The organism is Sinomonas sp. (assembly GCF_036848755.1).
GTDB lineage: Bacteria > Actinomycetota > Actinomycetes > Actinomycetales > Micrococcaceae > Sinomonas.
On sequence record NZ_DAIUJO010000049.1, the window covers coordinates 1 to 15,231 of the forward strand.

Genomic DNA, 15,231 nt, shown 5'->3' on the forward strand with positions numbered 1-15,231 from the left:
AGATCGACTGGGTACGGGTCTACGCACCCGCGAGCACCTCGGAAACCCGAACCAGGCCCCTGAACTGACCCGCCAACCACCCACGGGCGCCCTGCGGGGGTCGGGCCCGTAGGGAGCGCCTAGGAAGCCCCGGGGGGAGCGCCGAGCCCCTAGAGATCGCCGAGCCCCTAGAGATCTCCGAGCCCCTAAGGAGCGCCGAGCCCCTAGAGAGCCCCGAGCCCCTAGAGAGCCCCTAGCGCCAAGCGAGTGCCTTGTGAGTCGACAACGTCCTGCTCCCGCCCGGGGCGGCTGGTTGACTAGTCATCCACCGCATCGCGCAGTTCGTCCCGGCTTCGGACGCCGAGCTTCGCGTAGCTGCGATGAAGGTGCCCTTCGACGGTACGGACTGAGAGGTGCAACCGGTCGGCGATCTGGCGGTCGCTGAGGCCTTCGACGGCAAGGTCGACGACATCCTGCTCCCGGCGGCTCAAGCGCAGGGAGGCGAGGATCGCCTCTTCCTGCTCTCCGGCGTCGCCCGCCCCGGGCAACCCCTCACAAGCCCGAGCCGCAGCGCCTGCCCGGCGGGCGGCGCTTCTTTCCCCGGCGCTGTCGAAGCAGCCGGCCGCCCGCGCGTAGGCCGCGCGGGCGCGGCGATACAGCCCGAGCTTCTGGAAGAGCTCGGCGGCAGCCAAGTAGCCCTCGCCGCTCCCGCTTGCTGCCGCGCGGGTCCACTCCCCCCACGCCGCGGCCCAGGGTCCCTCGAGCACGGTCGCGAGCTCGGCGCTTCGCCCTGCAGGCTCGGAGCCTCCGAGTTCGAACAGGAGGACTCGGGCGATGAACTCCCAGCCGGGCCGGTCTGCCAGACGATCTCCCTCTGCGATGGCCTCAAGCTCCGGTAGCCCCGTGCCCGGATCGAGGAGTTCCCGGGCACCGGCCCGGTGCATCGCCGCCAGTTCGCGCATTGCGGCGCTGCCCACGTCCGCCGTCTGCTCGGCGCGCAGGAGACGCTCGCGTGCTTCCCCAGCGTGGCCACCCGCGGCAGCTGCCCATGCCGCAAAAGCATTCGCGACGCCGAGAAGGTGCAGCGGGTCGAGCAGTTCGAGGTTCTCGACCACATCCTGGAGGAGTGCCCTCGCTTCGTCGTCGCGGCCCTGTCGGAGCAGTGCGTAGGCGCGCGCGCAATACAGGCCCGGACCGAACACGAGGATATGCCGCATGTGCCGGGTCTGGTAGGAGTTCAGGACGGAGTCGACGCTCGCCCAGTCGCCCGCGAGGAGCGCAGCGCACAGGTAGCGCACGATCCCGAACTCCTCGAGTGGGAAGTGCTCGTCGTCGCCGCTCTCCGAGAGGGCGACCGCCGCGGTGCGGGCCGCCGTCTCATATCTGCCGCGCGCAAGCTGTGCATCTGCCTCGATGAAGAGCCAGAGGTTCCGTTCCACGAACGGCGCCGCCGCGGCCCGCGGCAGCCGCCCATCAGAGGCCACGGCCTCCTCGACCGCCGCGAAGTCCGCACGCTCGAGCGCGACGAGCCCCCGCAGGAGCCGCGCGCGGCGGTTCACGGACTCCTTGGCCCCGGGCCCGAAGGGGAGGCCGATTCCCGAGTGGCCGTCTACGAGGTCGGCCGCACGCTCAAGGGCCGCGGCGTCGTCCTCCACACGGTCAAGCTCGCCGGCGGCGGCCCGAGCGCTGAACTTCACAAGGGAACCCGCGAGGACGTCGCGGGCGTCCGACGGGGTGGCGGGGTGCACGTCGAGCTCCACGAGCGCGGCGTGGGGGTCGCCAAGGTTCAGATAGGCACGGGCGACGAGCCCGCGGGCGAGCGACCGGTCCGCCTCACGGTCGATGAGCGCAGCCGCGCGGAGGGCGAGCTCGTTCCGGAAGCGACGGACGGCGGCCGCGGCCCCGCGCACCAGTTCTGCGGCGGGGAGCGGCGCACCTGTGTCCAGGGCGAGCTCCAGCAGACGGAGCTCGTTCGCGGGCTGGCGGATCTCGTCGCCGCCCAGCGCGAGCGCCCGCCGGTAGATGTGAAGGCGGCGGGTCGCCGTCGTCATGCGCCGGACCGCGTCCGCCTCGAGGGGGAAACGGATCTGGAGGCCGTCGTTTCCCGGATCCGCGAACCAGCCCAGGTCCCCCAGCTTGTCGAGGACGTCGCGGTCGATCAGCGCACGGGCCGCCGTGCGGGGAAGCGGTTCAGTGAGTGCCACGAGCATGAGCGCATCCCGGTCGGCCACCGAGAGCTGTTCCATCGAACTCCGGACCGTCTCTGCGAGTGCCTGGCCACTGCTTGCGAAGCCCCCCGTCAGGAGCCAGATGCCCTCGTGGCACACGAGCGTCCCGGCGGCGACCGCCTCGTCGATGAGCGAGAGGAGGTGGAGCGGGTTGCCGCGGCTCAGCGCGTGGAGGACGTTGGCCGCCGTGAGCGAAGGGCGGCCGCCGAGCCGCTCCTGGATGACGGCACGCGTCTCCTCGACCCTGAGCGGGCCGAGCTCGATCCGCTCGGCAATCCCGTCATGCCACATGTCGAGGAAGTCCCGCGGAAGGCCTCCCCGCGCCGTGCCCGCGGCGAGCAGCCTGACCCACGACGACGCAACCGCCTCTGCGATGAGGCCCGCCGACCCGTCGTCCAGGTCCTGCGCGTCGTCGACCACGAGGACCACAGGGCGGCGCTCCTCGCCCGCGATGCGGTCCAGCCCCGTCCAGAGCGCACGGAGCACACTGATCCGGTCCTTGACCTCGTCGGGACCGAGCGGTGGAAGGCGCTCGATGAGGGCCGCATACATGACGGAGCGCAGGCTCCGCCCGGTGTGGATGTGCATGAGCTCGACACTGCCCTCGAGCGCCGCGACGATGCCCTCGAGCAGGTGGGTCTTGCCCGAACCGCTCTCGCCCACGACCAGGACAGCAGCAGGCCCCTCCCGGCGCAGGGCGTCGGCCGCGGCTGCCGCCACGTCCTCCCGCGCCGTTTCGCTGATGGATGAAGTCCCCGCCAACTGCACCCCCACACTCGCGGTCACGTCAGACCAGTCCGTCAAGTCCGCTTCGAGACGCTACCCCAAGCTTCAAGAAGACCTGATAGAGATGGCCCTCCACCGTTCTGACCGACACGCCGATCGCGTCCGCGATGTCCCGGTTCGTCGCGCCCGAGGCGGCCATGACGGCGATCTGCCGCTCGCGCTCCGTCAAGACGGGCGCAGGGACCTGGGGAACGAGCGGAAGCATGGGCAGCACGCGTGTGAGCCGGTCCAATCGCGTCTGGGCGCGACCGGCGGCGGCGGAGTCACTGCGGTCGCGGGCGAAGTCGAGCGCGAGGGCGGCGCAGCGCGCCTCCAGCTCGTCGAGCTCCATCCCGTACGCTACCTCCGCCGCCCCGAGGAGCGCCTCGGGATCCTTGCGCCTCGAGGCGGCAGAGATCGAAGCCATGAGATGGGCGAGGGGCCCCTGCCGTCGGTGAGCGAGCCGCTCGACCCAGAGGAACTCGCGTTCGGTCCCGGGTATGCTCGCTCCGAAGACCTCCGTGCCCGCGGCCGAGACCCTGCCCGCAGCCTCCTCCTCGGCGGCGTGCGCGAGGAGGAACTCGGAAGCGTGGGGGTCGCCGAGCCAGCGCCGGGCCATTCCCTCGGAGAATTCCGCGAGATAGACGAAGAGCCACGGGGCGCTGCCCGTGGCAGCCCTGGCACATTCGAGGCACCGCTGCGCCTCCCCCGTGTCGCCGATCTGGGCGTAGGCGAACGCCGTGGCTGCGTAAGCGGTGCGAAGGGCGTTCCTGGCAGGGAACTCCTCGAGTTGGGCGACGGCATTCAGGAGCGGCCCCAGTGCCGTGCTCGCGCGCCCCGCTATCACGAGCGGGAGGGCGAGGAAGAGCTCGGCGAGGCCTCCACGGAGACTCAGCCGCCGCCCGCCCCGATCCACGTAGCGCTCGCAGAGGTCGACACAGCGTTTCCAGTCCCCGTTCGCGATCCAGACCGCAAACGCCGCGGCAACGTAGCCGTCGTCGTCCACGTGCTGGGGGGCACTGAGGCCGAGGGAGGCGATGAGGGCGGCGGCATCCGCCTCGCGCCCGCACGCTGCCCAGCCTTGGGCGAGCAGGAGCCCTGTCTCCCGCCGGAACTCGGCACTCGAGCCGGCGCGGCCCGAGGCCGCTTCGAGGGCATCGAGAATCGGCAAGAAATCCCCTTGGAACGCCTGCGCACGGAACTCTGCGAGGTCCAGGATCTCTGCGGCGTCGCGGAGCGCGCCCGCATCCGCATCCGGGGTGCGCGCGAACGCGTCCCAGGCCGCTTCGAGCGGCTCGCGGGCTTTGCCGTGTTCCGGAAGCCACGAGAGGAGCTCCGATTTCGCGGCGGCGTAGCGAGCCCGCGCGAGCGGATCGAGGCGCTCCACGGCGTCGTCGGGCAGTTCATCGAGCACCTCCAGCGCCGCCTCCTTGCGCTCGAGGAGCGAAAGCGCCGACGCGCGGTGGAACGCCGCCTCGACCTTGAGCGCGTCCGGCAGTGCGCCGGCACGATCCAGGACTTCCAATGCCCGAAGCGGCTCGAACAGGCTGACCGCTACGCGTGCCGCCTGGACGACGAGCTCGGGACCTACCTTGCTCCCGATATCGAGCGACCATTCGACGTAGGAAACGAGGTCCTCACGGTCGAGTCCGAACTCCTCGGCCGCTCCGCCGAGAGACGCGAGCGAGGCGAGTTCGCGGTGTCGGTCAGGACCGAGGCGTTCGCGCACGAGTTCCGCCATCCGCAGCTCACGGAGATACGCGCACCGATGCTCCGACGCATCGACCGCGATGATCCCGCGATCTTCCATGTCGACGAGCACTTCGGAACCGAACAGCCTCGCCAGACCGGCGATCGGCACGCGCCGCGCCACGGCGAGGTGCTCGATCACTTCCCGGACATCTTGTGGTTCGCGTGCCCAACGAGCGCGGATGATCTCGTCCGTTCCGCTCCCCTGTTCGGGCTGGATAGCAGCCTCGAGAGTCCACACACCGCCCCTCTTGTGGAGGTTGCCGGTAGCTCGCTCCCGCCGCACAATCCCTTGCACCTCGGCCGGATTGCCGCCGCATGCGTGATGCAGCTCGCCCACCGCCGAAGATGCGACGCGGCCGTCCACGAGGGCGGAAACGAGCCGCCTTGTCTCGGGCATCCCTATGCCCCGAAGCGGGGTCTCGACGAGCCTGCCACGCCGCACGAGGCGGAGGAAGTCGGCTGGGAGATCGGTGGCTCGCTGGGCGACGGCGAGCAGCCGGGCGGTACCGCTCAACAGCAGGTGGAGGAGGACGCCGACGCTCGCCTCGTCGATCGCACCACCGAACTCGACCACGAGAACCACGGGACGCCCGGCGGCGTCCTCCCGCAGCATGCGCTCGACGGCGAGGAGAAGCCCGGTGGGCGACGACGACGCCCCGTGGGGCAGGCGCGCGAGCAGGGCACCGAGGCACGCATAGGCCAAGGGCGGGCGGGTGGTCGATGTGCGGAGGCGGAGCGGATAGACACTCGTACCGAGCGACGACAGGACGGCGCTTGCGAGGAACGACTTCCCCACGCCAGGCGGTCCCGTGACGACGGTTCCGAGCGTGCTGGGATCCTTGAGCGCTCGGGTTGCCGACTCGAGCTCGCCCTGCCGCACGAGCATGGCCCAGCGGAGCCTCTCGGCTTGGCGTTCGGTCGGGTCGGCAGGCGCCTTCACAGTCCGTCCCGACTGAACCGAGACAGCGGAATCCCGCAGCATCGCATGCCTCCCCCTCGGAAGCGGCGGGGACGCGCCGACCGAGTCAGGCATAGCGTACGCCGAACTCAGGGTTCCGCAACAGGGTACGCTGGCTCCGGCCGAACAGGGGCCCCGCCCCTCAGACTCCGCTCAGCCGCCCGCCTGCCGTGCGGCATCCTCGGCAGCTACCCACGCGATCATCGCGCACTTGACGCGCGCCGCATAGCGTGAGACGCCTTCGAAGGCTGCGGCGTCGCCCAACACCTCAGGGTCGCCCGTGACTTGGCCCCGCGAACGGAGCATGTCACGGAACGTGTCGGCCAGCCGCCGGAATTCCTCTGGGCTGGCCCCTTCGGCCAGATCATGGAGGACCGACGCGGACGCCATCGAGATCGAGCATCCTTGGCCCTCCCAGCGAAGGCTCTGGATCCTGCCGTCGCCGACGGCGACCCGGACCGTCACCTCATCGCCGCAGACAGGGTTGAGCTGATGCGATTCAGCGAAGCCGGCCGCCCCCGCCTCCGCTTCGGCGAAGCCGCTTCCGTGGCGCTCCTTGGCATGCTCGAGGATGACCTGCTGGTACAGCGCGTCGAGGCTCATGAACCCGCCTTCGAAGTCAGTCCGAAGTAGCTGCGGACCTCTGCGAGAGCGCCGAGGAAGGCATCGACCTCGGCCTCCGTCGTATAGAGGTAGGCACTCGCCCGCGTCGAGGCGGTGAGGCCGAGCCTGCGGTGGAGGGGCTGGGCGCAATGGTGGCCGACGCGGACGGCAATACCGCGGCTGTCGAGGTACTGGCCGACGTCGTGCGCATGGACCCCGGCGACGTCGAAGGCGGCGATGCCGAACCGCGCGTGCCCGTACCACGCGTCGCCGGGGGCGGGCCCGAGGAGCCGCACGCCGTCAATGGCGGCGATGCCCTCGGCGAGCCGCTGGCCGAGCCGCGCCTCCCGTGCCGCGATGCGCTCCATCCCCGTCTCGCGGAGGTAGTCGACAGCGGCGGCGAACGCCACGGCCTGGGAGATGCGCTGGGTTCCGGCCTCGAACCGCTGCGGGGCCGGAAGATACTCGGCGCGCTCCATCGTCACGGTCGTGATCATCGAGCCGCCCACGAGGAACGGTGGAAGGGCGTCGAGCAGCTCGCGGCGGCCGTAGAGCGCCCCGATCCCGGTGGGCGCGAGCATCTTGTGGCCCGAGAACGCGGCGAAGTCGACGTCGAGGGCCTTGAAGTCCACGGGTTGGTGCGGCACGGACTGGCAGGCGTCGAGCACGGTGAACGCCCCGGCCCGACGGGCAAGACCGACGAGTTCCTCGACAGGGGCCACGGTGCCGAGCACGTTGGAGGCGTGCGAGAACGCGACGAGCCGAGTGCTCGGGCCGATGATGCGCGAGGCCTCGGCAAGGTCGAGGCGGCCGTCGTCGTCGACCGGGATGTAGCGAAGCGCCGCCCCCGTGCGGAAGGCGAGCTCCTGCCAGGGGATGAGGTTGGCGTGGTGCTCGAGCTCCGTGACGACGATCTCGTCGCCGGGTCCCAGCGCAAAGCGACGCAGCTCAGCGCTGCCTCGGCCGCGCTCGGCCCACAGCGTGGCGTTGGAGAACGCGTAGGCCACGAGGTTGAGGGCCTCGGTCGCGTTCGACGTCCATACGAGCTCCGCGGGGTCCGCCCCGACGAAGGCCGCCACTGTGGCGCGGGCATCCTCATAGGCGTCCGTGGCCCGGACAGCAAGCTCGTGGGCACCGCGATGGACAGCGGCATTCCGCGTCTCGTAGAAGTCCTGCTCCGCCTCGAGGACGCTGCGCGGCTTCTGGGACGTCGCGCCCGAATCGAGGTACACGAGCTGCCGACCGTTGAGCTCTAGGCCGAGGGCCGGGAAGTCGTGCCGGATGCGCTCCGCCTCGGATTCATCGAGGTCGGAGGGATGCGCGGCGTCGACCGGGGCCGGCCGGAGTGGGGCCGGGATGCTGACGAGGGCCACGGTGGCGGCTCCTTCACAGGGCAGAATGAGTTCCGAGAAATGCATCTCGTAAATTACGTTACGGCTACGTGCCGCAATCCATTCTCCCACGCGATCCCACGGGTCTGGCCAGCCTAACTTCTGCCCCTGCGGAGCCGGCACAAGGAGCCGGCACAAAGAAGAGCCGGCGACGGCTGGGGGAGGAACCTTGGTCTCGGGGAGGTTCCGTCGTCGCCGGCTCCGTCCTTGGTGGCGGTGCCATCAGCCGACCCGATCGGCTGTGGGACAACTCTCGCACGATCGCAGTCAGAGGGCATGAGTGGCGACTACCCGTTTGCGCCGTGCCGGCCGAGCGGCCATTACTTGCTCTGCGGAGCCGTGTACTCATTCTCCGGGGCGAGTCCGACGGCGGACGAAAGCTGCTCCCGACTGCTCACCCCGAGCTTGGAATACGCGCGGTAGAGGTGCCCCTCAACGGTGCGCACCGAGACCGTGAGCCGGTCCGCGATCTCCCGGTCGCTCAGACCGCTGATGGCCAACGCGACGATCTGGCGCTCCCGACGCGTGAGTTCCCCGGCCGGTGCCGCAGGCTGCGCGGCGGCGTCCGTCTCCCCCAGCTCCGTGTCGCACGCCCGCTGGCCCTCCCACACGGCACGGGCATCGGCGCGGGATGGCGTGTTCTCGAGCTGGGCAAGTGCGTCGGCGTAGCATTCCCGCGCGAGCCGCGGGAACCCGGCGCTCCGCAGGGCGTCGCCCGCGGCGCGCAGGGAGTCCGCGCTGCCCTCGTCGAACGCAGCGCCGAGCAGGACCCCGGCCTCCGCCCACTGCCCTTCCATGGGCCACGCCACGGACAGGAGTTCGTTCAGGCGGTCCCTCCGGCCGACATCGAACCAGAGGAAGAGGCCCTGGAGGCACACGTCCCGGCGAGCGCCCTGCGACGCGGCATCGACGGCCGATTCGAGCGCGGCGAGCGAGCCCTCATCCTGTTCGATCATGCATGCGGCCGCGGCCTGGAACAGTTCGGCGATGGGGCGGATCATCGACGCGGCCACTCGGTGGGGCGCCCGGGCGTCCTCGAGGAAGTCGGCTGCCTGGCCCCAGTCGCCCTGCCGCGCCGCCGCATAGGCAGCTCCGGCCGCGCAGAGCCGGAACACGTGCTGCGAGTCGCAGATCCGGAGCTCCTCAAGCGTGGGCTCGAGCAGCTCGAGCGCCGGCCCGAAGCGTCCCTGGCGCAGGAGCGCGAGACCGCGCGCGCATTGCAGGGTCGCGCCGAGCTGGAACGAATCCTCATGCAGCGGCGGAGTCGCAAACCAGGCCGGCACCGACTCGAGGGCGTCCCAGTGTCCTGCGGAGACGGCTGCATAGACGAACCGGACGGCCGCGAACTCAGAGAGCGAACCCATGGTCTCGTCAGACGAGAGGAGCTCGAGCGCCTGGGAGGCCGTCGCCATCGCCTCGAGCAGGAGACCGCGGCACGCGAGGACCTCGGCCTCGAGCGCCGCCGCCACGCCGCGCTCGGCTGCAGAACGCTCGGTCGCTCCCCCTGCACGCCACGCCGTCCGCCATGCCACGAGGCCCACCTCGAGGCTGACGTAGTCGCCCCGCACCGACGCGAAGACGAGTCGAAGGAGGTCCCACGGTCCCGGTCCGGCCGCTCCGGCCAGACGTTCGAGGTCCGCCGCGATGTCGTCGTGCGCGTGGCCGAGCGCGTCCCTGCTGTAGAGCCACAGGAGACCCGAAGCGAGCACGCCCTCCGGCCCAAGGTCCCCCGAGGGCTCGAGAAGCGTGACAGCCTCCCCGTAGTGGTTGGCTGTGTACGCGACGAGCCCGCGCACGAATCGCGCCTGTGCCTCGAGCTCGGGCGAGGTCACGGCGTCCGCCGCACGGAGGGCGAGCGAGTTCTCGCCCAGGCGGGCCGCGAGCCGCGCGGCGCGCAGGAAGGTCGTCTCCTCGAGGGCCAAGCCGCAGCCGAGGGCCCACGAGACGGCGCACAGGAGGCCGTCGGCGGTCGAGATCTGCTGGGCCCTGTGGACCGCGGCGAGCTGTTGGAGCTTGAGCGAGCGAATGAGCGGGATGAGCTGGAAGATCGCCTCCCCGTAGACGACGTGACGCAGCCGGAGCGAGCCCTCCGGGCCCTCGGGCGGGAGGACGAGCCGCTTCAGCACGAGGCTGCGGACGACGGCACCGCCGAAGTTGCCCTCGATGAGGCTCAGGGGGGCAGGCTGCGCGATGGCGACGAGCATGAGGGCCTCGCGCTCCTCGGCCGAGAGCCGCTGGAGCTGGTCCCGGACGAGGCCGACCAGTCCGTCGCTGCGCCTTTCGGGCTCCGCGGCGAGCAGCCAGGTCCCGCGCCGCTCGACCAGCGCGCCAGCGCGCTGCGCCTCGTCCATGAGGCAGCGCAGCAGCATCGGGTTTCCCTGCGAGTCGCGCCAGAGCCGGCGTGCCGTGGACGGGAGCACCCGGCTGCCGAGCGCGGCTTCGAGGAAGGTCGCGGCCTCTGCGGCCGTGAAGGGCTCGAGGTCGAGGCGCTCCGCCCCTCCGTCGATCCAAAGCTGCATGAGCGGCGGCGGAAGAAGCGCGCCGTCAGGGGATGTGACGAGCGCCTGGGCCCACCCGGCCCCGACGAGCTCGGCGACCACTTCGGCGGTGAGCGTGTCGATCGAGTGGGCGTCGTCGATGATGAGGACCAGACGGCCGTCGCTCTGCGTCCGCAGTTCCTCGACCCGGCGCCAGAACGTGCGCAGCACGGCGATGCGGGAGCCGGCCCTCTCGGTGGGCAGGCCGCCGAGGAACGGCGCGAGGACGCCGTACGGCACGCGCTGGAGCGACGGGCTTCCGTGGATCTCGAACGTCTCGGCGTAGTCGCCGAGCTCGGCGCGCACGGCGGCCACGAGCGCAGACTTGCCCACGCCCGTCTCGCCGAGGACGAGGAGAGCGGGCACACTGTCACGGAGCATGGCGACGCACTGGGCAACCTCTCGCGAACGCCCGACGAAGGCTAGGCCGCTCACAGGAGCCCCGCCAGTTCGGCGCGGGACGTGATACCGAGTTTCGAGAAGACCTGATAGAGGTGGCCCTCGACAGTACGGACGGAGAGGCCCATCTCATCTGCGATAGTCCGGTTCGATTCGCCGCGTGCCGCGAGCACGGCCACCTCCCTTTCCCGCGCTGTGAGCAGCGGTCCGAGGCTCTGGGGCACCACCGGGAGGACTTCCACGAGTCCGGTGAGCCGGTCGAGCCGTGCTTGCAGGATCCTTGCCGAGCGGACGTCGCCCGTGTCCCGGGCCACGTCGAGGGCGACGGCGGTGCACCGGGATTCGAGGGTGTCGAGCTCGAGTCCCGCGGCGAGGTCCGACGCCGCCACAAGGTCTTGGAGGTTGCGGAGCCGCGTCCCACGCGCGAGCCGCCGGCCGATCTCGGCGAGCGCGCCCTGCCGGTGCCCGCAGACTTCCTCGAGCAGCGTCAGCTCCTCATGGCCGGTCTCAACGGTCGCACCGACGAGCCGGACGCCTGCCATCGTCCAGCGTCCCGCCGCGATGTCCTCCTTCGCGGCCTCGACGAGCCGCTGCGCGGCTCCCCGCTCACCGATCCATCGGCGCGCCATGTCGGCGCAGAACTCGGTGGAGGAGCGCAACGTGTAGCTCGTGGGCGCGGACCACCCTTCGAGGCGGTCGAGATAACTGCGGGCGGCCGCGCTGTCGCCCTGCTGGGCGAACGCAAACGCGGTCGCGGCGTAGGCGCAGCCGAGGGTGGCCCGCACGTTGCCCTGCTCGAGCTGCGCGATCGCGGCGAGCAGCGGTGAGATGGCCTCCGAACCGCGGCCCGCGTAGACGAGGGCGAGGCCCGAGGCGAACTCGTAGTGGGCGCCTGAGAATCGAAGGCTTGGGACAGTCTCGAAGCCGGCCGAGCGCACGAGCGCGAGCGCTTGGCGCCAGTGGCCGTTGAAGAGGAGGACGTCGAAGCCGCGGCTGACGAAATCCTGGCGGACCCTGATGGTGCCGGCCGGGCTCGCGAGCTCGCTCGAGACGCGGTGGAAGGTGGCGAGCGCCTCGTCCTCGCGCCCCAGAACGACCTGCGCCTGCATGAGCAAGCACGCCGAGCGCAGCCGCAGCTCGTCGTCGCCCCCGGGGACTCCGGCGGCCGCTGCCTCGAGCCTGTCGAGCACCTTGGCTTGGTCACCGCGATAGGCGGCATCCGCGAACTCGGCGAGGTCGAGCACTGCGCGCGCCCGCCGCACGTCCTCGTCGGAGACATCGCCGAGGCTCGAGTTCACGAGGAGTCGGGCACGGGCCTCGTCGAACAGGGCCGCCACCTCGCCGTCGCGGCCCGGCGTCGAGCGCTTGACGGCGGCCATGGCCTCGATGAAATGGGCGTAGGCAACCGGGGGGACGGAGGAGAGCTCCTCTTCCGTCACCTGCTCGAGGAGGAGGTGGGCCTGCACGGGGAGCCCGAGCGCCAGATAGGCGTAGGCCCGCAGCAGCTGGACGGTGGCCCAGGTGGCGGGAGCGCGCGGAACGCCTTCGAGGCAGTCGAGCGCGAAATGAGGATCATGGAGGCGCAGCGCGGCACCGGCGGCGGCCACGGCGTGCGACGGCGCGAGGGCGGCATGGCACTCGCGGGTCCACGCGGCGTAGCCGAGGAGCTCGACGACGCCGAGACTCGCGAGCGAGGGCTCCTCGTCCCCGATGATCTTCGCCCGGAGCTCGCGACGCCGCGGGATGCTCAGCCACCCGCGCACGACCTCTTCCATGACGGGGTCCGAGAGGGAGACGGAGTGGTGCTCGTTCTCGTCGACGGCGATGAGACCGGCCTCGTCCATCACCGAGATGACGTCCACCCCGAAGACGGTCGTGATGCGCTGGAGCGGGAGCCGACGTGCGCACGCCAGCGCCTCGATGACGGCCTGCACCTCCGGCGACTCGCGCTCGACCCGCGAACGGACGACGTCTTCGATCTCCCGGCTGCGCGTGGTTTCCGCATCCTCGGCGAGCGTCCATACGCCGTCCGTCGCCCGGAGCTGGCCGCCCTGCAGGAAGTCACCCATGATGCGGTAGAGGAGTTCGGGGTTGCCGTGCGCCATGGCGTGCAGCATGCGGGCCACGGTGCGGGGGACGATTCCGCCCAGCACCTCGCCGAGGACCTCCTCCGTCTTGTCCTCGCCCAAGAGGTCGAGCTGGATCTCGCGGATGCGCCCCTCGGTCAGCATCCAGTGGAAGTCCTGGGGCAGGTCGCTCGTGCGGTTGGCGACGACGACGACCTTTGCCGTCCCGGTCGTCATGAGGTTCACGAGCGTCGCCGTGCTGAGCTCGTCCAGGCCGCCCGGCGTCTCGAGGGCGATCACGGCGGGGCGCCCAGCGGCGTCGGCGCTCAGGAGTTCCATGATCCCGCGCATGGTGGCGGCGGGATTTTCGAGGGCGTCGTCAGGAAGCCGCGCGAGGAAGGGGGCGAGCGCCCCGTACGGGGTTTCGGTGCCGCCCATCGTGCTGCGGAGGGTCTGAGCGTAGAGATCCGGAGCAAGGGAACGGACGAGGGCGGTCTGGAAGGCTCCCTTGCCGATGTCACGCGCTCCCGTTACGACAATCCCGTAGCTCTGGGCGCTGCTCAGCGCCTCACGCGCTGCTCGCAACTCGTCGCTCCGGACGCTTCGAGCCCACTGGACCCGATCCGAAGCGAACGCACGAGCGCCAGCATGGTGCCGTTCCGACACCCCCGCTGTCCACCGCATTGCCCCTCCCGTGTCCCCCACGCATGCAGGTGTCCAAAAGATACCCCGTAAAAGCGACAATTCAGTAGGGCAGGGGGAACGAGAGTTTGGAACGGAGGGGCCGAGAGCCGCCCGTGGGGTCGAAACCCGGGACTTTAGTCCCGATTGTGACGCCTGTGCCTCATTTCGGATTCGCGCGGCACTTGACGGCGGGGGGCCTATGCCTTTGCGGGGTGATGCTTCTGCTGCGCGGCGAGCAGGCCCTCCCGCACGAGGAGCTCGACGGCGTCGGCCCCCTCGCCCAAGACGAAGGCGAGGTCCTTGCGCTCGGCGGGCGAGAAGTCGCGCAGCACGAAGTCGGCGGCGTCCATGCGCCCGGGAGGACGGCCGACGCCGACCCGCACCCGGTAGTAGTCCTTCGTGCCAAGGGCTTTGGAGATGTCGCGGAGGCCGTTGTGGCCGCCCTCGCCTCCACCGAGCTTGAGGCGGACGGTGTCGAACGGGATGTCGAGCTCGTCGTGGACCGCGACCACATGGTCGGGGCTTATCCCGTAGAACTTGGCTGCCGCGGAGACAGGGCCCCCGGACTCGTTCATGTACGTGAGCGGCTTGGCGAGCACGACGCGGGGGCCACCGATCCCCAGCCGACCCTCGAGGACCATGGCACGCGAGCGATGCGACGAGAATGTTCCTCCCACGCGGCCCGCTAGTTCGTCGAGGACCATCTGGCCGACGTTGTGCCGATTCCCGCTGTACTTCGGGCCCGGGTTCCCGAGCCCGACAACGAGCCAGGTCTCTGCCATGGGGACTGCTCCTTCAGAACGTGGGATGACGAGCGAGGGTATGACGCGCGGTCGGGATGACGCGCGGTCGGGATGACGCGCGGTCGGGATGACGCGCGGTGGGCATGACGCGCGCTGCGACGCCCCGAGTGGGACAACCGGCGCACGGACGCTAGAACGAGAGAAGAGGCGGCCCACCCTCGTCGGGGCGGGCCGCCTCAGACTCCTCGGAAAGGCGCCCGTTACTCTGCAGCGGCCTCTTCGCCTGCCTCGGCCGGCTCCTCGGGAGCCACGGCAACGGCCTCGGAGATGTTGACGATGATGGTCTCAGCGTCCGTCACGAGGGCCACGTTCTGCGGGAGCTGGACGTCGGAGGCGTGGACGTGCTCGCCCGCGCCCCGGCCCTCGATGCTCACCTCGAGCGCGGTCGGCAGGTGGGTGGCCTCGGCCTCGACCGTCACAGCAACCGTCTCGTGGGTGACGACCGTGCCCGGCGCGGCCTCGCCGCCGACGTGAACGGGAACGTCCACCTGGACCTTCTCGCCGCGCTGGACGGTGAGGAGATCGATGTGCTCGATGATCTGGCGGACCGGATCACGCTGGATGTCCTTGACGATCGCGAGGTGCTCGGCGCCCTCAAGGTCGATCGTGAGGAGGGCGTTCGCGACGCGGACCGCGAGGGCGGTCTCGCGCCCGGGCAGGTTGACGTGCATCGGCTCGGCACCGTGGCCGTAGATGACGGCGGGGATCTTGCCGGCGGCGCGGGCGCGGCGGGCGTAGCCCTTGCCGAACTCGGTGCGCTTCTGGGCGGCGAGCTTGTCGCTCATGGAATGCTCCTTCGATGGGTCAGATCGCTTGGCGCGAAAGCAGGCGTCTGAACAGAGAGCACCATCGAGCCGGAAGACTCCATCGAGAAGTTCAGACCCAGTCGATCACGGACCCAGCACGTTCACGCTGGTCCCTCGCCAAGGTTCGCCGACGAGTCTAACAGATACCAGCTCCGCGAGGCGCCAGCCACCAGGCGCCAGCCGCGAGGCGCCAGCTTCGCCAGAACGCGGCCGGCCAGCCGGACGACGGCGGGCGCGCACCCGCCGTCGTCGGCTCACCG

The 15,231-nt window shown here is 70.7% G+C and carries 8 protein-coding genes; all 8 read right to left on the reverse strand.

Going from position 1 to position 15,231, the window contains the following annotated elements; translation table 11 throughout:
* Positions 1-296: 296 nt before the first annotated feature.
* The 8 genes from V7053_RS09715 to V7053_RS09750 all read right to left on the reverse strand — a co-directional run bounded on the left by V7053_RS09715 (position 297) and on the right by V7053_RS09750 (position 14,950).
* A complete protein-coding gene (locus tag V7053_RS09715; RefSeq protein WP_334172080.1) occupies positions 297-2,927 on the reverse strand; it encodes a helix-turn-helix transcriptional regulator in 2,631 nt (876 codons plus the stop codon).
* 67 nt (positions 2,928-2,994) lie between these two features.
* The gene (locus V7053_RS09720) at positions 2,995-5,664 is read right to left on the reverse strand and encodes a helix-turn-helix transcriptional regulator (protein WP_334172081.1); all 2,670 of its coding nucleotides are present in this window, start codon (positions 5,662-5,664) and stop codon (positions 2,995-2,997) included.
* A 171-nt stretch (positions 5,665-5,835) separates the two neighbouring features.
* Entirely contained in the window at positions 5,836-6,285 is a 450-nt protein-coding gene (gene sufU / locus V7053_RS09725) for a Fe-S cluster assembly sulfur transfer protein SufU (RefSeq protein WP_334172082.1), read from the reverse strand.
* A complete protein-coding gene (locus V7053_RS09730) occupies positions 6,282-7,658 on the reverse strand; it encodes an aminotransferase class V-fold PLP-dependent enzyme (RefSeq protein ID WP_334172083.1) in 1,377 nt (458 codons plus the stop codon). Before V7053_RS09730 ends, sufU begins: the two co-directional genes overlap by 4 nt.
* 338 nt (positions 7,659-7,996) lie before the next feature.
* A complete protein-coding gene (locus V7053_RS09735) occupies positions 7,997-10,648 on the reverse strand; it encodes a helix-turn-helix transcriptional regulator (protein ID WP_334172084.1) in 2,652 nt (883 codons plus the stop codon).
* Positions 10,645-13,263 carry a LuxR C-terminal-related transcriptional regulator gene (locus tag V7053_RS09740; RefSeq protein WP_334172085.1) on the reverse strand — a complete coding sequence of 873 codons (2,619 nt, stop codon included), beginning with the start codon at positions 13,261-13,263 and terminating at the stop codon, positions 10,645-10,647. Before V7053_RS09740 ends, V7053_RS09735 begins: the two co-directional genes overlap by 4 nt.
* A gap of 296 nt (positions 13,264-13,559) precedes the next feature.
* The gene (gene pth / locus V7053_RS09745) at positions 13,560-14,144 is read right to left on the reverse strand and encodes an aminoacyl-tRNA hydrolase (RefSeq protein ID WP_334172086.1); all 585 of its coding nucleotides are present in this window, start codon (positions 14,142-14,144) and stop codon (positions 13,560-13,562) included.
* Positions 14,145-14,365: 221 nt separating this feature from the next.
* Positions 14,366-14,950: a 50S ribosomal protein L25/general stress protein Ctc gene (locus tag V7053_RS09750; protein WP_334172087.1), complete on the reverse strand. Its 585-nt coding sequence runs from the start codon at positions 14,948-14,950 to the stop codon at positions 14,366-14,368.
* Positions 14,951-15,231 lie beyond the last annotated feature (281 nt).

Excerpts from the sequence above, each read along its gene's own strand:
- pth (WP_334172086.1), bottom strand. The coding sequence starts at position 14,144 with ATGGCAGAGACCTGGCTCGTTGTCGGGCTCGGGAACCCGGGCCCGAAG.
- sufU (WP_334172082.1), bottom strand. The coding sequence starts at position 6,285 with ATGAGCCTCGACGCGCTGTACCAGCAGGTCATCCTCGAGCATGCCAAG.
- V7053_RS09750 (WP_334172087.1), bottom strand. The coding sequence starts at position 14,950 with ATGAGCGACAAGCTCGCCGCCCAGAAGCGCACCGAGTTCGGCAAGGGC.